This window comes from Pseudomonas sp. TH07 (assembly GCF_016651285.1).
Lineage (GTDB): Bacteria > Pseudomonadota > Gammaproteobacteria > Pseudomonadales > Pseudomonadaceae > Aquipseudomonas.
The window spans coordinates 2700486-2718846 of record NZ_JAEKED010000001.1 but is presented as its reverse complement, the minus strand read 5'-3'; the positions used below and the strand labels follow the sequence as shown (position 1 = coordinate 2718846).

The 18361-nt window shown below is 62.5% G+C and carries 22 protein-coding genes; 11 read left to right on the top strand and 11 right to left on the bottom strand.

Annotated elements, in window-relative coordinates; all coding sequences use genetic code 11:
• The 7 genes from JFU57_RS12675 to JFU57_RS12645 all read right to left on the bottom strand — a co-directional run bounded on the left by JFU57_RS12675 (window position 1) and on the right by JFU57_RS12645 (window position 6730).
• Window positions 1-1800, bottom strand: coding sequence for a DUF1302 domain-containing protein (locus JFU57_RS12675; RefSeq protein WP_201129492.1), 1800 nt, complete (start codon window positions 1798-1800; stop codon window positions 1-3).
• 498 nt (window positions 1801-2298) lie between these two features.
• Entirely contained in the window at window positions 2299-2652 is a 354-nt protein-coding gene (locus JFU57_RS12670; protein ID WP_020297188.1) for a hypothetical protein, read from the bottom strand.
• 117 nt (window positions 2653-2769) lie between these two features.
• Window positions 2770-3681, bottom strand: a complete 912-nt coding sequence (locus JFU57_RS12665) for an SDR family oxidoreductase (RefSeq protein WP_020297187.1) — start codon at window positions 3679-3681, stop codon at window positions 2770-2772.
• A 153-nt stretch (window positions 3682-3834) separates the two neighbouring features.
• On the bottom strand, window positions 3835-4737 hold the full coding sequence (locus JFU57_RS12660; RefSeq protein ID WP_078469869.1) for an alpha/beta fold hydrolase: 903 nt from the start codon (window positions 4735-4737) through the stop codon (window positions 3835-3837).
• A complete protein-coding gene (locus JFU57_RS12655; protein ID WP_078469868.1) occupies window positions 4737-5519 on the bottom strand; it encodes a class II aldolase/adducin family protein in 783 nt (260 codons plus the stop codon). The genes JFU57_RS12660 and JFU57_RS12655 overlap by 1 nt, the downstream gene beginning before the upstream one ends.
• Before the next feature lie 148 nt (window positions 5520-5667).
• Window positions 5668-6354: an LrgB family protein gene (locus tag JFU57_RS12650; RefSeq protein ID WP_078469867.1), complete on the bottom strand. Its 687-nt coding sequence runs from the start codon at window positions 6352-6354 to the stop codon at window positions 5668-5670.
• The gene (locus tag JFU57_RS12645) at window positions 6344-6730 is read right to left on the bottom strand and encodes a CidA/LrgA family protein (RefSeq protein WP_078469866.1); all 387 of its coding nucleotides are present in this window, start codon (window positions 6728-6730) and stop codon (window positions 6344-6346) included. The genes JFU57_RS12650 and JFU57_RS12645 overlap by 11 nt, the downstream gene beginning before the upstream one ends.
• A gap of 97 nt (window positions 6731-6827) precedes the next feature.
• Here JFU57_RS12645 and JFU57_RS12640 point away from each other — a divergent pair, with 97 nt between their 5' ends.
• Entirely contained in the window at window positions 6828-7724 is an 897-nt protein-coding gene (locus JFU57_RS12640) for a LysR family transcriptional regulator (protein ID WP_201129490.1), read from the top strand.
• On the opposite strand, the gene JFU57_RS12635 is transcribed toward JFU57_RS12640, so the two are convergent.
• On the bottom strand, window positions 7705-8160 hold the full coding sequence (locus JFU57_RS12635; RefSeq protein WP_078469864.1) for a flavodoxin: 456 nt from the start codon (window positions 8158-8160) through the stop codon (window positions 7705-7707). The two genes, JFU57_RS12640 and JFU57_RS12635, sit on opposite strands and share 20 nt — an antisense overlap.
• A 142-nt stretch (window positions 8161-8302) precedes the next feature.
• On the opposite strand from JFU57_RS12635, the gene JFU57_RS12630 reads away from it, so the two are divergent.
• Window positions 8303-8776, top strand: a complete 474-nt coding sequence (locus tag JFU57_RS12630) for a PAS domain-containing protein (protein WP_201129489.1) — start codon at window positions 8303-8305, stop codon at window positions 8774-8776.
• Between the two features lie 57 nt (window positions 8777-8833).
• Window positions 8834-9439, top strand: a complete 606-nt coding sequence (locus JFU57_RS12625; RefSeq protein WP_078469862.1) for a hypothetical protein — start codon at window positions 8834-8836, stop codon at window positions 9437-9439.
• Between the two features lie 16 nt (window positions 9440-9455).
• On the opposite strand, the gene JFU57_RS12620 is transcribed toward JFU57_RS12625, so the two are convergent.
• Window positions 9456-10415 (bottom strand): MerR family transcriptional regulator, encoded by a 960-nt coding sequence (locus JFU57_RS12620; protein WP_201132105.1) that lies wholly within the window; start codon window positions 10413-10415, stop codon window positions 9456-9458.
• A gap of 218 nt (window positions 10416-10633) precedes the next feature.
• Here JFU57_RS12620 and JFU57_RS12615 point away from each other — a divergent pair, with 218 nt between their 5' ends.
• From JFU57_RS12615 to JFU57_RS12590, 6 genes are all read left to right on the top strand, one after another.
• Window positions 10634-11203: an antibiotic biosynthesis monooxygenase gene (locus tag JFU57_RS12615; protein WP_078469861.1), complete on the top strand. Its 570-nt coding sequence runs from the start codon at window positions 10634-10636 to the stop codon at window positions 11201-11203.
• 82 nt (window positions 11204-11285) lie between these two features.
• Window positions 11286-11996, top strand: coding sequence for a dihydromonapterin reductase (gene folM / locus JFU57_RS12610; protein WP_201129487.1), 711 nt, complete (start codon window positions 11286-11288; stop codon window positions 11994-11996).
• 21 nt (window positions 11997-12017) lie between these two features.
• A complete protein-coding gene (gene folE, locus JFU57_RS12605; RefSeq protein WP_078469859.1) occupies window positions 12018-12578 on the top strand; it encodes a GTP cyclohydrolase I FolE in 561 nt (186 codons plus the stop codon).
• A gap of 2 nt (window positions 12579-12580) precedes the next feature.
• A complete protein-coding gene (folX, locus tag JFU57_RS12600) occupies window positions 12581-12952 on the top strand; it encodes a dihydroneopterin triphosphate 2'-epimerase (protein ID WP_020297174.1) in 372 nt (123 codons plus the stop codon).
• A gap of 87 nt (window positions 12953-13039) precedes the next feature.
• On the top strand, window positions 13040-13336 hold the full coding sequence (locus JFU57_RS12595; RefSeq protein ID WP_020297173.1) for a DUF1244 domain-containing protein: 297 nt from the start codon (window positions 13040-13042) through the stop codon (window positions 13334-13336).
• The gene (locus JFU57_RS12590) at window positions 13329-13670 is read left to right on the top strand and encodes a HopJ type III effector protein (protein WP_201129485.1); all 342 of its coding nucleotides are present in this window, start codon (window positions 13329-13331) and stop codon (window positions 13668-13670) included. The genes JFU57_RS12595 and JFU57_RS12590 overlap by 8 nt, the downstream gene beginning before the upstream one ends.
• 69 nt (window positions 13671-13739) lie before the next feature.
• Here the strand turns inward: JFU57_RS12590 and trxB are convergent, their stop codons facing one another.
• Complete coding sequence (trxB, locus tag JFU57_RS12585) at window positions 13740-14702, bottom strand: thioredoxin-disulfide reductase (protein WP_078469857.1); 963 nt, start codon at window positions 14700-14702, stop codon at window positions 13740-13742.
• A gap of 312 nt (window positions 14703-15014) precedes the next feature.
• Between trxB and cysZ the strand changes: the two genes are divergently transcribed.
• Window positions 15015-15770, top strand: a complete 756-nt coding sequence (cysZ, locus tag JFU57_RS12580) for a sulfate transporter CysZ (RefSeq protein WP_078469856.1) — start codon at window positions 15015-15017, stop codon at window positions 15768-15770.
• A gap of 40 nt (window positions 15771-15810) precedes the next feature.
• Window positions 15811-17010: a glycosyltransferase family 4 protein gene (locus JFU57_RS12575; RefSeq protein ID WP_078469855.1), complete on the top strand. Its 1200-nt coding sequence runs from the start codon at window positions 15811-15813 to the stop codon at window positions 17008-17010.
• A 45-nt stretch (window positions 17011-17055) separates the two neighbouring features.
• Here JFU57_RS12575 and JFU57_RS12570 read toward each other — a convergent pair whose 3' ends face one another.
• Window positions 17056-18159, bottom strand: coding sequence for an NADH:flavin oxidoreductase (locus JFU57_RS12570; protein ID WP_201129483.1), 1104 nt, complete (start codon window positions 18157-18159; stop codon window positions 17056-17058).
• Window positions 18160-18361: the final 202 nt, after the last annotated feature.

Here is an 18361-nt window from a genome sequence, read left to right as displayed (position 1 = left end):
TCAGAAGTTCACGCCGAAGCTCAACGCGAGGAAGTCGCGGTCGGTGAGGGTGTTGTAGTCACCGCCAAAAAAATCGGTGTAGCTGAGGCTGGCGGTATAGGTGTTGCGATAATCGGCATCGACCCCGAGGCTGACGGCCTTGGCGCCTTCGTTGAACAGGCCGTTGGGGCCGTAGCCCTTGACGTCGTGGGACCACGACAGGTTGGGCTTGAGGTTGATCCCGGCGATCACGTTGCTGTAATCGAGAATCGCCCGCGCGCGATAACCCCAGGACGTGGCAGTCACGAAACCGTCGGTGTCGCCGTTGAACCCGTACTGGCCGTAGACCGAATCGCGCCCGTAGCGCAGCTTGGTTTTCGACTCCAGGCCGCCGACCCGCACAATGGCGGCCTCACCCACCAGGGTCAGGCGATCGGCGCCTATCACGTTGTCAAAAAACTGGGTCATGCTGCTTTGCAGCTGGGTGATTTCCTTACGCCGGTAACCGGTGTTGTCGGCACCGAAGGTGGTCTGGATCGGCGATGCCGCACCACCGGCAATCGGGTTGAGCAGGGCCAGGGTCACGTCATTGGTATTGATTTGCACCGGTGCGTTGGGCCGGTAGCTGATTTCCCCGCTCCAGGCGGTGCCGGTGGGCAAGGTGGTGGAGAAGCTCGCGCCGTACAGGCGAATGTCTTCCGGGTACTCCAGGTAATACTGGCCGCGCCCGAGCATCACGCTTTGCACCAGGCCCGCGCCCGCGCCGGGGACCGTGGGCGCGGCGGCGGCGCCGGCGGCACCAATGGCGGCCAGGGTCGTCGGGCTGACATTGGCCGTGGTGGTGCTGACCACCGGGCCCCGCGAGTGATAGTTCATGAAGTACAGGCCGTACTCGGTGTCATCGCCGAGCCAGCGCAGGGCTGCGCCCCATTGCCCGGAGTCACGGGCATCACGGTCGCCGCCACGGGGCAGGATCACCCCCTCACGGGTGACCTGGAAGCCCTGGCCAAACGCAGCCGCCACCGGTTGCAAACCCGCCACCCCCGGGCTGCCGACGGTGTAGCCGGTGGTGCAGCCATCCGCCACCACATCGTTGCCGAAGAAGGTGCCGCAGTTGTCGACCACGGTCTGGTCCCACTCCAGCTGGTAAAACCCTTCGACCGTCAGCTGGTTGGTCAGCCCCTGGGACGCAAACAGCATATTGACCGGGACCAGCCCTTCCTTGATCTCGGCCCCCGGTCGGCGGAATGCCGAAACGTCCACCGGGTTGATGCTGTTGATGGAGTTGCCGATAAAGGTGCTCTCGCCCCAGCTGACCACCTGCTTGCCGGCGCGCACGGTGCCCGGCAGGTCGGCAATGGAATAGTTGTGGTAGACAAAGGCGTCGAGGATCTGCGCCCCGGACGACTTGGCGCCCTCCTTGCGGTTGTGGTCGCTGATGGGCTTGAACTCTCGGTCTTCGTCCTTGAGTTCGAAGTCGTACCAGTACTTGCCGCGCACAAACACGCCGCTGTCGCCGTACTTGAGCTCCAGGTCATGCAGGCCCTTGAAGATTTTCGAGAAGGTCTCGCCCTTTTTGAAGTTCAGGCGTCCGTCATCACCGGTGGACGACTGGGCGGTGCCGCCATTGACGGTCCCCACGTAATCCTTGTCGGCATTGCGCATGCCCCAGCTGGCGCCGACGGACAGCGATGAATCGAAGTGCCCTTCGATCTCGCCGATATTGAACGCGACCGCTTGCGCCTGACCGCAGCAGCCCATGGCCACCGCGACGGCCAGGGCCTGCGGCGTGAAGATGGCGCGCATTGTTGTTTTTGTCATGCGTCTTCCCCGGTGAGTGACAGAAGGCCTCACCCTACTGCCGCCACAGGAGAGCGATAAGCGCACCAAGGAGGTATTCGTGTTGTCGCTCGAAAGGATGACAGCACCCACCGCACGGGGCTTTGCGCGGCGTATCCACGGGCTGGATGGCGCCCCATCAGGAACATGGATTGCGCCATCACGGGGCGCGGTCGGCCCGTCTGCACCACTGTTGCTCAGGCTGTAACAGTCCTTGTCCTGATTCGCTATTTTTCCCCGCCGAGACACCCCTTACTATGGCCTCGCTCTCAAGGCAAAGCGCCTTCTGAAGCCCCTTCAACGTGTGAGTTCGGCACGTTTGAATCGACAGTTTTCAACGGGTTTGAAGCTCAGTTTCAGACCGTTACCCCGGGTTCACTGACGTTGATTTGTAGCTCCTTGATCTAACGTCTGACTTCGGCCGCTGCTCTTGCAGCGGCCTTTTTTATGCGCGCAATAAAAGGGCGAACACGGGTCGGGTCAAGCGGCGTCGTCGCCGTCGTAATGAAACTTGTGCAGCAGACGATGCGCCACCGGGGTCAGCATCAGGCCGATGGCGGCGGCGAAGACGATGTTGGCGTAGAGCCCGTAACTGGCGAGAAACAGCTTGCCGCCGGGGGTCAGCGGCATGTTGGCGGGGCCAATTCCGCCGAGCATCATGGCGGCGTTGATCAGGGCGTCATGGATCGACATGCCCTCTTCGAAATACAAATGGCCGCCGATGCCCAGGCCAATCGAGAACCCGATCAAGGCCATCACCATCAGGGCGTGAAGCAGCAACCGACGCAAAAACAACAGGCGGGATAACACAGGCTGATCTTTTGACTCGTACATAAACACCACTCCTTGTGCATTCAATGCTCGACGAGCATAGAGACGAATGCCTCAGGAGTACAACCGCCGGCCGGGCACCGCCCCATGGGCGAGGCCGGGCGCGGGCGGCGCGGTGCATCAGATCGCGTACTTTTGCAGATTCTGCATCATCTCCTTCAGCGCCTCGATGTTGTCCTGGGGGTGGGCTGCGCCTTCGAAATCGCAGATCTGCTGCCAGTGGGCCGCCACATCTTCAGGCGAAAAACCGACCCGCGGATCGAAGCCGGCCCCCAGGCTGCGCTCCCAGCGCACCTTGCCGATCCAGCCGCCGCCGACCTCGAACAACCCCGAGGTCTCCTGGCAGTTTTCGCTGGCCAGGTACACCACCAGCGGGCTGACCAGCTCCGGCTTGAGCTGCTCGAAGACTTGCGGCGGAATCAGGCCCTCGGTCATGCGTGTACCGCCAGTGGGCGCGATGGCATTGACCAGGATGTTGTTCTTGCGGCCTTCAATGGCCAGGGTCCGGGTCAGGCCGTAGAGCCCCAGCTTGGCCATGCCGTAGTTGGACTGGCCGAAGTTGCCATAGATGCCCGAGGTGGACGCGGTGAAAATCACCCGCCCGTAAGCCTGCTCGCGCAAATGGGGCCAGGCGGCGCGGGTCACCTTGTAGGCGCCCTCGACGTGCACGCGGTATACCAGATCCCAGTCGGCGTCCTCCATTTTGTGGAAGGTCTTGTCGCGCAGGATGCCGGCGTTGTTCACCACCACATCGACCCGGCCGAACACATCCAGAGCGTTCTGCACGATCTTGTCGCCATCGGTCACCGAGTCATGGTTGGCTTCGGCAATCCCGCCGGCTTCGCGAATCTGCGCCACGACGCGGTCCGCCGCCGAAGCATTGGCCCCCTCGCCCTGGGCCGAACCGCCGAGGTCGTTGACCAGCACTTTCGCCCCGTGCCTGGCGAACAGCAGCGCATGGGCCTGGCCCAGGCCGCCGCCGGCCCCGGTGACGATCACGACTTTATCTTCGAAGCGCACAGACTCACTCATACCGAACTCCAGCAGGACCCATGGACAATGGGCACGAGTGTCCGGCAGCCAGACGGTGCCCACAACAAACCCGGCCAGGGCTGAATGGTGGGCAATAAGGCTGGGGGATGATTGGCCGAAATACCCCAGGCGCCAGGCCCGGGGCACCAGGGTTCAGGAACAGGCAAACTGGCGCGGCGGCAGCACCAGGTTCTCGCGAAAGGCCAGGTAGTGCTTGAGCACCTGCACCGGGGCCTCGGTCTGCGGGTAATGGCCGATCTCGGGCAGCAGCACGGTGTCCGGGTCGGGAATCAGTCGACGATAGAGCTCCAGCATGTGCGCCCCGGAGACCGGATCGAAGCCGCCGTCAATCAGCCGCAGGGGCACTTCACCGCGCTGCATGGCCCTGACCCAGCGGTCGCGCTGCACCCGCCGCTCGGGGATGTAGCCGATCAGCTTGTGCAGGATTCGGGGCCCCTGATTGCTTTGCACCAGGCTCCAGAAATCATCCAGGGCGCTTTCGCTGGGCCACGTGTGCGGCCCGAAAATCTGGGTCAAGCTCTTGACCAGCGCATCGCGACTGAACGCCCGGCCGATCATCCAACCCACGGGGCTGAGCAGCAGCTTCTGCATCAACACCGGGCGATGGGTTTCGGGAAACAGGCCGCCGTTGAGGAACACGCAACTGGCGATATTGGCCCGGGTTTCGTAGTGCCGGGCCAGGAGCTCCTGGGCCACGCTGTCGCCGTAGTCGTGGGCCAGCAGGTGCACGGGCGCCGTGATCTTCAGGTGTTGCAACAGCGCCAGCTGCAGGTCGGCCTGTTCCAGCAGGCTGTATTCATGGTCCAGCGGCTTGTCCGAGTCGCCAAAACCCAACATGTCGCAGGCGATCACCCGGTAGCGTTGAGCCAGGGGTTGCCACAGGTAATGCCAATCCCAGCTGGCCGTAGGAAACCCGTGGATCAAAAGCAGCGGCTCTCCCTGGCCTGCCGTCCAGTAACGAATGGTCTGACCGCGAAACACGAAGCTATGCCCGCGTTTGCGCCAGACGCACAGAGGGATCTCGGCCAGTGGCATTAGAGTTTGTAACCCGGGTCTTGTTTATCGAGTTTGCGCAGCAGCGCCGGCCAGGCCAGCAGGCCGCCCATGCCCTGAGCGCTTTTGGTGACCCCGGCGAGCATCGCCTTGGCCCCCGCGAGAATCTGCGGCTCGATGGCAATCAGCTCCGCGCCGCCGTTCTGCGCCAGCACCTGGATATCGCAGGCGCGCTGGAAGGTGAACATCATCAGGAAGGTGTCGGCGATGGTGCCGCCACAGGTCAGCAGGCCGTGGTTATGCAGCATCAGAAAGTTGTTTTCGCCCAGGTCCGCCTGCAACCGCGCCTTCTCCTCAGGGTTCAGCGCCACCCCTTCATAGGCGTGATAGGCCAGGCTCGACAACACGAACAGCGACTGCTGGCTGATGGGCAGTACGCCCTGCTTCTGCGCCGAGACCGCGACGCCCGCCGCGGTGTGGGTGTGCAGCACACACACCACGTCGTGACGCACTTCGTGCACCGCGCTGTGGATGGTGTAACCGGCCGGGTTGATCTCGTAGGGGCTGTCCATCAGCTTGTTGCCGGCCTGATCGACCTTCACCAGGCTGGAGGCGGTGATCTCGTGAAACATCAAGCCGAAGGGGTTGATCAGGAAATCTTCGGTGCCGGGCACCTTGGCTGAAATGTGGGTGAAGATCAGGTCATCCCAACCATGCATCGCCACCAACCGATAGCAGGCAGCCAGGTCGACGCGGGTCTGCCATTCGGCGGCGCTGACCTGGTCTTTCACACTCTGGGACGTTTGAACGGTGGCTAGACTCACGGCAAGCTCCTCGATGGGATGTTCTTATTATTGTGTGAACGTGGAAGCAGTCTAGTCAGGCACCCGGCTTCAGGTAGTTGCATTGGCAGCCAGCTTACTGGCCGAGCGAGTCAGTGTTCGTTTTGGTACCAATCGGTACAAATCGGCGTCAAAGCAACGACGCCAATAAGGGTGCGGCAAACAGGTTGAGCAAGCCGGTCAGGACCATCACCAGCCCCGCCACAGAGCCTTCCTCTCCCCCTACCTCATGGGCCCGGCTGACACCGGCGCCATGGGCACCGACGCCAAACAATGCGCCACGGGCCAGGGCGCTGCGCAGGGGTAACCAGCGCAGCAGCACACCCCCGAGCATCGCCCCGAACACCCCGGTGAACATCACGAACACCGCCGTCAGTTCCGGCACCCCACCCAGGTCCCGGGCCAGGGGCATGGCAAAGGGCGTGGTGATCGAACGCGGCACCAGCGACAGGGTCACCGAACTGTCCAGGGCCAGGGCATGGGCCAGGCCGTAAGAGCTGGCAATCGAGGCCGCGCTGCCCGCCAGCATACCCAGCAGCAGCGCCGACCAGTGGCGTATCAACAGCTGCCGCTGCTGCCAGATCGGCACGGCGAACGCCACCGTCACCGGTCCCAGCACCAGCATCAGCCAATGGGTGTTGGCGGAATACTCGGCATAGGCGGTGTGCAACGGCACGGCGATCGCCAGCAACAACACCGGTACCAGGATTAGCGGCGACAACAGGTAGCGACCGGTACGCTTGTACAGCCAGCGACTGAACAGGTAGGCGCCCAGGGTCAGCGCCAGCCAGAACATCGGCATCAGCTCAAGCTTCATGGCGCATCCTCCAACGGCACACCCACTCGACGGTAAAGGCCGTGACCAGCATCACCATCAAGGTGCTAACCGCGATCACCAGCAGGATCCGCCAGCCGTCATCGCGCAGCAGGCCGCCATAGTCGAGCAGGCTCATCAGTGCCGGAATGAAAAACAGCAGCATCTCGGCCATCAGTAGGCCGGCGCCCAGTTGCAGCGCCGCCGGCTTGACCCAGCCCAGGGCAAAGCACAGCAGCAACAAGGCCAGGCCGATGACGCCACCGGGTATCGGCCACGCCAGCCACAGGGCCAACTGGCAGCCCAGCAGATAAATACCCAGCAATACCGCCAATTCGCCGAGCAGGCGCCCCAGGTGTTTCAACAGTGCAGCGTTCATGGAATTCGGTCCTCGCAGGCCTGTATTTTAGGCAAGCACCTGCCATCACCGAAGCGAATTGTTAGACTGGAAGCCATTCCAATATGGAATCAAGACCATGGACTTCAAACAACTGCGCAGCTTCGTCGAAGTGATTCATCAGGGTGGCTTCACCCAGGCCGCCAAGACCTTGCACATCAGCCAATCGGCGGTCAGCAAGCAGATCGCCCAGCTGGAACAGAGCCTGGGCACGCCGCTGCTGGATCGTCTCGGTTCCCATATCCACCTGACGGCGGCCGGCACCGTGGTGCTGCAACGGGCCGAAGGCATGCTGCGCCTGCGCAACGAGTTGCTCAGCGAACTGGATGACTTGAGCCAGCTGGCACGGGGCGAATTGCGCCTGGGCTTGCCGCTGCTGGGCAGCGATGCGCTGTTCGCCAGCCTGTTTGCCGAATACCGGCGGCGCTACCCGAACATCAACGTGCAGTTGCTCGAAGGCGGCAGCCTGAACATCGAGCAGGCCGTGCTCAATGGAGAACTGGAGATCGGCGGCAGCCTCACGCCCAAGGACCCGCTGTTTGCCTATCAGCCGTTCTGCGACGAACCGCTGGACGCGCTGCTGCCGGCCGATCACCCACTGGCGATGAATGCCCAGGTACGCCTGGAAGAGTTGGCCGATACGCCGTTTCTGCTCTATCAGCGCAGCTTCGTGCTTAACGACCGCCTGCTGCAGGCCTGCCAGCAAGTGGGCTTTACCCCGCGCGAAGGGGGGCGCAGCGGCCAGGCCGACTTTCTCGCTGCACTGGTGGTGGCCGGCCAGGGCGTGGTGCTGCTGCCCAGCGTCGTGGCCCGTGGCCTGGTGCGCCCGGGCCTGGTGCGCCTGACGTTGCAGGCGCCCGACTATCTGCGCTGGGACATCGCCTTTATCTGGCGTCAGGGAGCGTACCTGTCCAAGGCCGCCCAGGCCTGGCTGGCGCTGCTGCGCGAGCGCTCGGTCAACCGCGCAGTACGTTGACCAGCTCGGCCAGCCAGGGCTCGGCGTCGGTTTCCGGGGTCACGCTTTCGCTGGCGTCCAGGCGCAGCATCTCCAGCACTTCGCGCACTCCAAGCTCGGCGAACAGCTCACGCAGTTGTTCCCCGCCGCCGCAATAGGTATCGCCATAGCAGGCGTCGCCCAGGCCGATCACCGCGCCGGGCAGACCGCGCCAGGCGGCCGGCAATTGATCACGGATTGCCGAATACAAAGGTTGCAGGTTGTCCGGCAACTCGCCCATGCCGGTGGTCGAAGTCACGGCAAGAAATGCCTCGGGCGCGAAGGCCTGGACGTCCGCCAGGGTCGCACGCGGGTTGTGCCAGGCCTCGAAACCTGCGGCGTTGAGCAGCTTGGCGGCGTGCCGGGCGACTTCTTCAGCGGTGCCGTACACCGAGCCGGAAAGGATGGCGACTTTCATCAATCTGATCCTGTAACTGAGTAAAAGCCTGGGATATTACCAGCTGAACGGTACAATCCGATCCTTTAGCACTCATGGCCAGTGGACAGCTTGCCGGCATGTCTTAGAATGCCGGCACTGCCGATAAATGCGGACACCTGTAATGATCAACGCCCACCTGCTGCAACTGGTGATCAACGCCTCCAATGACGGGATTGTGGTCGCCGAACAGGAAGGCGAAGACAACATCGTTATTTACGTCAACCCGGCGTTCGAGAAGCTGACCGGCTACAGCGCCGATGAAGTGCTGTATCAGGACTGCCGCTTCCTGCAGTCCGGAGACCGTGACCAGCCCGGGCTGGAGGCGATCCGCCAAGCCCTGGGCCAGGGCCGGCCATGTCGCCAGGTGCTGCGCAACTACCGCAAGGACGGCAGCCATTTCTGGAATGAGCTGTCGATTACCCCGGTGTTCAATGAACACGATCAACTGACCTATTTCATTGGCGTGCAGAAAGATGTGACGGTGCAGGTCAAGGCGCAACAACGCCTAGCCCAGGTCGAAGGCCAGTTGGCTGAAGTCCAGGCTGAGCTGGCGGGGTTGAAAGCGACGAATGGCACCAACGGGCTGAAGATTTAATGTTCTTATTCATCGAATCCGCAGTGATTTCGTAACCTTTCCCTTCCGAGCAGCATCATGCAGCGTGACGCCCTCCTGACCCAGGATGAACTGGACTTCATTCAGACCATGCAGCACAACCCGCAACTCAACACGCGGGATGCGACGTCCAGCCTGCTGGTCAATGGCGGAGCACAGATCCGCGACCTGCTCACGCACCTGGCAGCCAATGAACAGGTGACGATCCAGGCCCATTTCGACAACCAGCAAATGACCTTCCCCCTGCAATTGGTGGAGGATGAATTTCATGCGCTGCATTTGCGTCTGGGCGTGCCCAGCATCTTTGAAGACGGGCCCATGGTCCGGCCCTGGCGCCTGAACCTGGAGCAGCCGGTGGCGCTGCAGAATGTGCGCGGCCAGCCCGGCGCGCTCTGGGTGCGTGAGGTTTCGTTCAAGGGTGTGTTGCTGGAAGTGCGCGGTCGCAGCAAGCCGCCTCGGCAGTTTGCCTTGTGGTTCAGCCCCTCAGGCTATGAACGCATCGCCCTGCGCGGCACCTTCGAACGCCAGACCGCCAAGGGCTGCTATGCCTATCGCCTGAACCAGTCCGACAAGGATCAGACCGAGCGCCTGCGCCAATACATCCTGCAACAGCACCGCCTGACCCACCCCGACCTGCATATTTGAACCCGTCGCGGACGCCTCAGGTGTCCAGCTTGCCGCCGAGAAACTGCCGCAAGCGCTGCGGCATCAAGCGTCCGTCATTGCCCAGACAGCCCACCGCCGACGCCTGCAGGCTTTCCTGGGCCAGCTCTGCGGTATCACCCGCCAGCAGCACCGGGCAGTTGAGGGTCATGGCCAAGCGGACCAGGCGGCGTGGCAACTCGGTGGTCGGCGCCCGGCTGGAGAACAGCACCAGCGCCGCCGGTTGGATTTTTTCACAGACCAGGGTCAACTCGTCGAAGGGCACGCCCAGGCCCAACACGCTGACGCCAATCTCGTCGTTGCCCAGTATCAGCGCCGCCACCAGCAACTCCAGCTCGTGGCAGTGCTCGCCGAGGGCCGTCAACAGCACCCGACGCGTCTGGCTGCCGCGTTGCAGCAGCAGGCGCTGGGTCATGCGCGAACGCAGAAACCCATCCAGAAACAGCCACTCGCTGGTGTGGCCGAAGGGCTCCTGATGCTGTAACAGCTGCTTCCAGAACGGCATCAGGATGTCCTGGAACACCACCGGCAGCGCATAACTGGAAAAAATCTGCCCATAAAGCCGCTCCAACTGGGCCTCGTCAAAAGCGCTCACCGCTACTTTCAGCTGGCTGCACCACTGCTTGTACTCGCCGGCCAGGCTGGTGTCCGCCAACACGCTGGGCAGGGACTGGGCAGCCTGGGTCTTGGCCAGGATCTTGCCGACCTTGCTCACCGCGACGCCGCGTTCGATCCAACTGAGGATTTCACGCACTGTCTCGACATCGGCCGTGGAATACAGGCGGTGCCCACTTTCGGTGCGTGTCGGCTGGATCAGGCCATAGCGCCGCTCCCATGCCCGCAAGGTGACCGGGTTGATACCGGTACGCCGCGAGACTTCACGAATCGGAAACAGGTCCTCCTGCGCGACTGCGCTGGCGGGCTGGTGAGCACGGGCAAGTTCAGTAGTAACGGGCATCTGGGCAGAAACACCGATCAACAAAGTGGCGGCCATTCTACTCCCCCTGAGTGCTTGCGCCTCAATAAACAGAAAATCGACCGCTGACGCTGGCGTATTTGACGCAATCAGGAATAATCCTTGCTTGTTTTTGTGAAGAGCCAGGCGCGCCCACCACCCCGGGCCGTATCTGGTGTTTGCCTTACCCAGGCAACGCATTGGTTTTACGGAGATACATAATGTCTACCTCACCCGTCACCCTCATGGTTGCGCGTCGCGTCGCCAATGGTCGCTATCAGGACCTGATCGCCTGGCTGCGCGAAGGCGAACAACTGGCCACCGACTTCCCCGGCTACCTGGGCTCCGGCGTGCTCGCCCCGCCGCCCGACGATGACGAATTCCAGATCATCTTCCGTTTCGCCGACGAACAGACCCTGCATGCCTGGGAGCATTCCGCTTCGCGTACGGCCTGGCTGGGACGTGGCGGCGACCTGTTCGCGCACCCGTCGGAACATCGGGTCAGCGGCATCGATGGCTGGTTCGGCGCCATCGGCCAGCGTCCGCCACGCTGGAAACAGGCAGTGGCCATCTGGCTGGCGTTCTTTCCGGTGTCCCTGCTGTTCAATTTCGTCCTCGGCCCGCTGCTTGCCGACCTGGGGCTGTTGAGCCGGGTATTCGTCAGCACCCTGGCCCTGACGCCACTGATGGTTTATCTGTTTATTCCGCTGTCGACTCACCTGCTGTCCGGCTGGCTCAACAGCAGCGCGCCGCGTCCGCTGCCTGCCGCAGCCTCGACCCAGAACCCTTGAGCCCCGGCGGCCGCCGAGCGGTCGCCTGCATTGCCCGGCCGTCGCTGGTATAGTTTTGCTCCACCCGCGACGCGAGCCGTTCATGAATGCTTCCCCTGCCCCGATCCTGATCACTGGCGCCAGCCAGCGAGTCGGCTTGCATTGCGCACGGCGGCTGCTGGAAGACGGCCACCCGGTGATCGTCACCTACCGCACCGAACGCCCGGGGGTCGACGTCCTGCGCAACCAGGGCGCGACCGTGCTGTTTGCCGACCTGTCCGACGAAGCCGGCATCCTCGCCTTCATCAACCAGCTGAAAACCCACACCGACCGCCTGCGCGCCATCGTGCACAACGCTTCCGAGTGGCTGGCAGAAAGCGCCGGCGACGAGGCCGAGGCCTTCACCCGGATGTTCGGCGTGCACATGCTGGCGCCCTACCTGATCAACCTGCATTGCGCCGAGCTGCTGCAGCGCTCGACGGTTGCAGACATCGTGCACATCAGCGATGACGTGACGCGCAAGGGCAGCAGCAAGCACATCGCTTACTGCGCCAGCAAAGCCGGGCTGGAAAGCCTGACCTTGTCGTTCGCGGCCAAGTACGCGCCGCAGATCAAGGTCAACGGCATCGCCCCGGCCCTGTTATTGTTCAACCCCGACGACGACGCGGCGTACCGCGCCAAAGCCCTGGCCAAGTCCGCGCTGGGCATCGAGCCCGGCAGTGAAGTGATCTACCAGAGCCTGCGCTACCTGCTGGACAACCCTTACGTCACCGGCACGACCCTGACCGTCAACGGCGGACGGCATGTCAAATAAGCCTTCCTTCGAGGATGTTGTATGACTTTATCCCTGCCCCAGCACTACCGCGAGATACTCAAGGGCATCGGCGAAAACCCGGACCGCGAGGGCTTGCTGGACACCCCCAAGCGCGCGGCCAAGGCCATGCAGTATCTGTGTCATGGCTATGCGCAGTCGGTGGACGAGATCGTCAACGGCGCCCTGTTCGCCTCCGACAGCGATGAAATGGTGATCGTCGCCGATATCGAGCTGTATTCCCTGTGTGAGCATCACCTGCTGCCCTTCATCGGCAAGGCCCATGTTGCTTACATTCCGACCGGCAAGGTGCTGGGGCTGTCGAAAATCGCGCGGATCGTCGACATGTTTGCCCGACGCCTGCAGATCCAGGAAAATCTCACCCGGGAAATCGCCGACGCCGTGCAACAGGTGACCCAGGCCGCCGGCGTCGCGGTGGTGATCGAAGCCAAGCACATGTGCATGATGATGCGCGGCGTCGAGAAACAGAATTCGACCATGCACACCTCGGTGATGCTCGGCGCGTTTCGCGAATCGAGCACCACGCGCCAGGAATTCCTGCAATTGATTGGACGGAGCAAGTAGCAATGCCACAACTTCAGCCAGGAATGGCACGCATCCGGGTCAAGGACCTGTGCCTGCGGACCTTTATCGGCATCAATGAGGAAGAGATCCTCAACAAGCAGGATGTGTTGATCAACCTGACCATCCTCTATGCCGCTCAGGACGCCGTGCGCGATAACGATATCGACCACGCCCTGAACTACCGCACCATCACCAAGGCGATCATCGCCCACGTGGAGGGCAACCGTTTCGCCCTGCTTGAGCGCCTGACCCAGGAATTGCTGGACCTGGTCATGGCCAACGAATCGGTGCTCTATGCCGAGGTCGAAGTCGACAAGCCCCACGCTCTGCGCTTTGCCGAATCGGTGTCCATAACCTTGGCGGCAAGCCGCTAGCCGCAAGCGGCACGTTCAAAACGGACCGGCTTCAACGTGCAGCTTGCCGCTTGAAGCTTTCCCCCACTTCTTCTGCCAGTGAATCCCATGACTTCCCAAGAACGCCTGGAACTTGAAGCCGCCGCCTTTCGCCGCCTGGTTGCCCACCTGGACAGCCGCAAGGACGTGCAGAACATCGACCTGATGAACCTCGCCGGCTTCTGCCGCAATTGCCTGTCCAAGTGGTACAAGGCCGAGGCTGATGAACGTCAGATCGAGCTCAGCCTCGATGACGCCCGTGAAGTGGTGTATGGCATGCCCTACGCCGAGTACAAAGCCAAATACCAGAAAGAAGCCAGCGCCGAGCAGCAAGCGGCGTTTGCCAAAGGAAAACAGCATGACTGACCTGAACACCCTGCGCACCAGCCTCAACAGCGGCGAACACGCCTTCGCCGACACTCTGGGCTTTATCGCTGCGCATTACGACTATCAGCCCCAGGCCTTCGACAATGGAGGCCTGGAAAGCAGCGCCGGGCAGAATGAAGGTTCGTGCAAGACCCTGGGCCTGGCGTTGCTTGAAGGTTTGAGCGATGAAGAGGCCCTGCTGGCCTTCGGTGAGCATTACCGTGCGGTGCTGGCCACCCCTGAAGGCAGCGATCACGGCAATATCCGCGCGCTGATCGCCCACGGCCTGGCCGGGGTCAAATTCGCCAGCGCGCCGCTGACGCGCAAAGCCTGACCCGCAACGGCGACCGTTGAATCGTCCATAAAAAAACCGGCTTGCGCCGGTTTTTTTATGGCAACGGCCTTAGAACGAAGCGTTCTGCAGGCCGTCCAGGTAGCGCTCGGTATCCAGGGCCGCCATGCAGCCGGCGCCAGCCGAGGTGATCGCCTGACGGTACACGTGGTCAGCCACGTCGCCGGCCGCGAAGATGCCTTCAACGCTGGTGGCAGTGGCGTTGCCGTCACGACCGCCCTGCACCACCAGGTAGCCATCCTTGAGTGTCAGCTGACCTTCGAACAACGAGGTGTTCGGGGTGTGGCCGATGGCGATGAACACGCCGTCGACCTTCAGCTCGTCGAAGCTGCCGTCGTTGTTCTTCAGGCGCGCACCGGTCACGCCCATGTTGTCGCCCAGCACCTCGTCGAGGTTGGCGTTGAGCTTGAGGATGATCTTGCCCTCGGCCACCCGGGCGTTGAGCTTGTCGATCAGGATCTTCTCGGCGCGGAAGGTTTCGCGACGGTGGATCAGGGTCACAGTGCTGGCGATGTTGGCCAGGTACAGGGCCTCTTCAACCGCAGTGTTGCCACCGCCGACCACAGCCACCGGCTTGTTGCGGTAGAAGAAACCGTCGCAGGTGGCGCAAGCGGAAACGCCCTTGCCCATGAACGCTTCTTCCGACGGCAGGCCCAGGTAACGGGCGCTGGCGCCAGTGGCGATGATCAGCGCGTCGCAGGTGTAGGTGGCGCTGTCGCCGGTCAGGCTGTAAGGCTTGGAAGCGAAGTCGACGGCATTGATGTGGTCGAAAACGATTTCAGTCTCGAAACGCTCGGCGTGCTCTTTCATCCGCTCCATCAGCGCCGGGCCGGTCAGGCCGTGGACGTCGCCCGGCCAGTTGTCGACTTCGGTGGTGGTGGTCAGCTGGCCGCCGGCCTGCATGCCGGTGATCAGCAGCGGCTTCAGGTTGGCACGGGCAGCGTAGACCGCGGCGCTGTAACCGGCAGGGCCGGAACCCAGAATAATCACACGCGAATGACGTACATCAGACATGACTCACTCCTATCAACCGGGCCGGATAACCGGGCGCGGAACGCCGGATGACCGGCTGGAATAAAAAAGGACCGCGAAAGCACTTGGGGAAGGCTTGGGCTCGCAAGTCCGAAAAATAATGGGTGAAGCGTATAGAGGGGGCGAAGATTAAGGAAATACGGATTAACAATCCAGCTCATAGGCGGTCTCTATCCGGTGCCTGCGTATTTGACGGCGCCTTTGTTACAGCTGATGTCGACCTGATCACCCCGCTTTCGCCCGCCTGGCAAAGCCGGTAAGGTCGGCGCGTTTCCACACTGCTCGGAGCTCCTTATGCCCGCCCCTGTTCTGTCCGGCCCGCAATACCTGCGCGAAGGCCTGAAGCTGGTCCTAAGCCCCGGCCTGCGTTTGTTCGTCCTGCTGCCCCTGATGATCAATCTGGTGCTGCTCGTCGGATTGATCTACCTGGCCGGCCATTACTTCAGCATCTGGGTCGATGGCCTGATGCCGTCGCTGCCGGACTGGCTGAGTTTTCTCAGTTATGTCATCTGGCCATTGTTTGTGGTGCTGGTAGCGCTGATGGTGTTTTTCAGCTTCACCATGCTCGCCAACATCATTGCCGCACCGTTCAACGGCTTTCTGGCCGAGAAGGTCGAAGTGGTGGTGCGCGGCACCGATGACTTCCCGCCCTTCAGTTGGGGGGAACTGATCGCCATGGTGCCGCGCACCTTGTCCCGGGAAATGCGCAAACTGGGTTATTTCCTGCCGCGGGCCCTGGGCCTGTTCATCCTTTCGTTCATCCCCGTGGTCAACCTGATCGCCGCCCCGCTGTGGCTGATCTTCGGCATCTGGATGATGGCCATCCAGTACATCGACTACCCGGCGGACAACCACAAGCTGGGCTGGAACGAAATGCTCGCCTGGCTGCGGCAGAAGCGCTGGCAGAGCATGAGCTTCGGCGGCATCGTCTACCTGGCGCTGCTGATCCCGTTCGTCAATATCCTGATGATGCCGGCGGCAGTGGCCGGAGCCACGTTGTTCTGGGTCCGCGAGCGCGGCGCCGAGAATCTGCTGACCCAGAAAGGCTGAGCGGGTCACAAATCCATCATCGCAACGTCACAATGAAGACATGGCCTCAGCCGACACTGAGGTCATGACGACAGCTCTGCATATCACCCTCATCACCGAAACCTTCCCTCCGGAAATCAATGGCGTGGCCAATACCCTGGGCCGCCTGTGTGATGGTTTGCGCGCGCGCGGGCATCAGGTCGATCTGATCCGCCCACGCCAGGGCTGCGACCAGAGCCGCCTCAGCGACGATGGCCTGCTGCTCTGCCGCGGCTGGCCGCTGCCGGGTTACCCGGGGCTGCAATGGGGCCAGTCGTCGATGCACAAGCTGTTGCGGCGCTGGAAACGCCAGCGCCCGGACGTGCTGTACATCGCCACCGAAGGTCCCTTGGGTTTATCGGCCCTGCGCGCCGCACGGCGCCTGGGGATCAGCGTCGTCAGCGGCTTTCACACCAACTTTCAGCAATACTCCAGCCAATACGGCCTGAGCTTGCTGACACGGCTATTGACCCATTACCTGCGCTGGTTTCACAACCGCTCCAAGTTGACTCTGGTGCCCAGCGCCAGCCAGCGCCTGGAACTGGAGCGTCGCCATTTCGAACGCCTGGAGTTGCTGTCCCGAGGCGTCGACAGCCAACTGTTCCACCCGAGCAAGCGCCTCAACGGCCTGCGTGAAAGCTGGGGCCTGGGCAATGACGAGCTCGCGGTGATTCATGTCGGGCGCCTGGCCCCGGAGAAAAACCTCGGCCTGCTCAGGCGCTGCTTCGACAGTTTGAAGACGACTTATCCACAACGGCGGATGAAATTGATCGTGGTCGGCGATGGCCCACAACGGGCGGCCCTGGAAAAGGAGTTGCCCGAAGCCATTTTCTGCGGCGCCCAGCGCGGTGAAGCCCTGGCCAGCCACTATGCGTCCGGCGACCTGTTTCTATTCCCCAGCCTCACTGAAACCTTCGGCAACGTGGTGCTGGAGGCCCTGGCCTCGGGGCTGGGCGTGGTGGCCTACGACCAGGCGGCAGCGGCGGCCCATATCCGTCACGGCTATAACGGGGTGCTGGCGATGCCGGGCGATGAAGGGGCGTTTTGCGATGCGGCCAATTGGCTGCTGGAGGAGGCAGAGAGCCTGCGCCGGGTGCGGCTCAACGCCCGACAACACGCCAGCCGCCAGGGATGGCCGGCAATTATCGAGCAGTTTGAAAGCCAACTGCGTGGGGCCTGCCTTGAGGAACCGGTGGTGGTGAAGGGTTCGACCCTGACGTGAAGCCTCACCGGCCGGCCTTGCGCAGGCCGGTGATCAGCGCGTCGCCTAGACCAGGGTGGTCAGGGCCTCGCGGCTGAACGGCAGGATGTCCTGTTCACGTCCTTCGCGGACTTTTTGCGCCCAATCCGGGTCGACCAGCAAAGCGCGGCCCACGGCGACCAGGTCGAATTCGTCGTTGTTCAGGCGCTCCAGCAGCTTCTCCAGACTGGCCGGCTGCGCGATCTTGTCGGTGTTGACCATGAATTGCAGGAACTCGCCATCCAGGCCCACGCTGCCCACGGTGATGGTCGGCTTGCCGGTGAGCTTGCGAGTCCAGCCGGCCAGGTTCAGTGGCGAGCCGTCGAACTCCGGCTCCCAGAAGCGCCGCGTCGAGCAGTGAAAGATATCCACACCCGCGTCCGCCAACGGTTGCAGGAACTCACCCAGGGCCTCCGGGGTTTGTACCAGGCGAGCGCTGTAGTCCTGCTGCTTCCATTGCGAAAAACGCAGAATGATCGGGAAGCCCGGCCCCACTGCGGCCCGCACGGCTTGAATCAACTCAATGGCAAACCGCGAGCGCTTGGCCAGGCTGCCACCGTATTCGTCGGTACGCTGGTTGCTGCCCTCCCAGAAAAACTGGTCCACCAGGTAACCGTGGGCGCCGTGGATCTCTACGCCGTCCATGCCGATGCTCTGGGCATCCTTGGCGGCCTGGGCGAAGGCTGCGATCACCTCCTGGATATCCTGGTGAGTCATGCCGTGGACCACGACCTGGCCGTCCTTGAGTTTTTCCGTCGGGCCATAACCCGGCACGCTGGCATCCGGCTCGGTGCCGATGCGCCGTACGCTGCCCACATGCCACAGCTGCGGGACGATTTTTCCGCCTTCGGCGTGCACCGCGTCCACGACTTTCTTCCAGCCGGCCAGCGCCGCTTCGCCGTAGAAGTGCGGCACGTTGGGGTAACCGTTGGAAGCCTTGTGGTCGACCGTGGTGCCTTCGGTGATGATCAGGCCCACACCGGCCGCCGCACGGCGCCGGTAGTACTCGATGACTTTCGAGTTCGGCACGCCGCCCGGGGAGAACGAACGGGTCATGGGCGCCATCACCACGCGGGTCGGCAGCTCCAGGGAGCCGAGCTGAAACGGTTTGAACAGGGCTTGAGCGGACATGCGGCACTCCATGGATAAGCGGATTCAATTCGGCGGGCAGCCGTTGGCCAGAGCCAGGCAGCGGCGAGCTTATGATGGGGATAATATTCTTCGATCAAAGCGCCGCACAGCACTATTGATCAGGGTGATTAAGGTGCAAAAGTGCGAGAGGGGATCGACACACGACGTGTCGTTGCAAGGCAGGAAACCAGCCGGGCAGCGA

What these genes read in the sequence shown, in the direction of transcription:
- JFU57_RS12675 (WP_201129492.1), bottom strand. Translation starts at nt 1,800, where the DNA reads ATGACAAAAACAACAATGCGCGCCATCTTCACGCCGCAGGCCCTGGCC.
- JFU57_RS12670 (WP_020297188.1), bottom strand. Translation starts at nt 2,652, where the DNA reads ATGTACGAGTCAAAAGATCAGCCTGTGTTATCCCGCCTGTTGTTTTTG.
- JFU57_RS12665 (WP_020297187.1), bottom strand. Translation starts at nt 3,681, where the DNA reads ATGAGTGAGTCTGTGCGCTTCGAAGATAAAGTCGTGATCGTCACCGGG.
- JFU57_RS12660 (WP_078469869.1), bottom strand. Translation starts at nt 4,737, where the DNA reads ATGCCACTGGCCGAGATCCCTCTGTGCGTCTGGCGCAAACGCGGGCAT.
- JFU57_RS12650 (WP_078469867.1), bottom strand. Translation starts at nt 6,354, where the DNA reads ATGAAGCTTGAGCTGATGCCGATGTTCTGGCTGGCGCTGACCCTGGGC.
- JFU57_RS12645 (WP_078469866.1), bottom strand. Translation starts at nt 6,730, where the DNA reads ATGAACGCTGCACTGTTGAAACACCTGGGGCGCCTGCTCGGCGAATTG.
- JFU57_RS12640 (WP_201129490.1), top strand. Translation starts at nt 6,828, where the DNA reads ATGGACTTCAAACAACTGCGCAGCTTCGTCGAAGTGATTCATCAGGGT.
- JFU57_RS12635 (WP_078469864.1), bottom strand. Translation starts at nt 8,160, where the DNA reads ATGAAAGTCGCCATCCTTTCCGGCTCGGTGTACGGCACCGCTGAAGAA.
- JFU57_RS12630 (WP_201129489.1), top strand. Translation starts at nt 8,303, where the DNA reads ATGATCAACGCCCACCTGCTGCAACTGGTGATCAACGCCTCCAATGAC.
- JFU57_RS12625 (WP_078469862.1), top strand. Translation starts at nt 8,834, where the DNA reads ATGCAGCGTGACGCCCTCCTGACCCAGGATGAACTGGACTTCATTCAG.
- JFU57_RS12620 (WP_201132105.1), bottom strand. Translation starts at nt 10,415, where the DNA reads ATGCCCGTTACTACTGAACTTGCCCGTGCTCACCAGCCCGCCAGCGCA.
- JFU57_RS12615 (WP_078469861.1), top strand. Translation starts at nt 10,634, where the DNA reads ATGTCTACCTCACCCGTCACCCTCATGGTTGCGCGTCGCGTCGCCAAT.
- folM (WP_201129487.1), top strand. Translation starts at nt 11,286, where the DNA reads ATGAATGCTTCCCCTGCCCCGATCCTGATCACTGGCGCCAGCCAGCGA.
- folE (WP_078469859.1), top strand. Translation starts at nt 12,018, where the DNA reads ATGACTTTATCCCTGCCCCAGCACTACCGCGAGATACTCAAGGGCATC.
- folX (WP_020297174.1), top strand. Translation starts at nt 12,581, where the DNA reads ATGCCACAACTTCAGCCAGGAATGGCACGCATCCGGGTCAAGGACCTG.
- JFU57_RS12595 (WP_020297173.1), top strand. Translation starts at nt 13,040, where the DNA reads ATGACTTCCCAAGAACGCCTGGAACTTGAAGCCGCCGCCTTTCGCCGC.
- JFU57_RS12590 (WP_201129485.1), top strand. Translation starts at nt 13,329, where the DNA reads ATGACTGACCTGAACACCCTGCGCACCAGCCTCAACAGCGGCGAACAC.
- trxB (WP_078469857.1), bottom strand. Translation starts at nt 14,702, where the DNA reads ATGTCTGATGTACGTCATTCGCGTGTGATTATTCTGGGTTCCGGCCCT.
- cysZ (WP_078469856.1), top strand. Translation starts at nt 15,015, where the DNA reads ATGCCCGCCCCTGTTCTGTCCGGCCCGCAATACCTGCGCGAAGGCCTG.
- JFU57_RS12575 (WP_078469855.1), top strand. Translation starts at nt 15,811, where the DNA reads ATGGCCTCAGCCGACACTGAGGTCATGACGACAGCTCTGCATATCACC.
- JFU57_RS12570 (WP_201129483.1), bottom strand. Translation starts at nt 18,159, where the DNA reads ATGTCCGCTCAAGCCCTGTTCAAACCGTTTCAGCTCGGCTCCCTGGAG.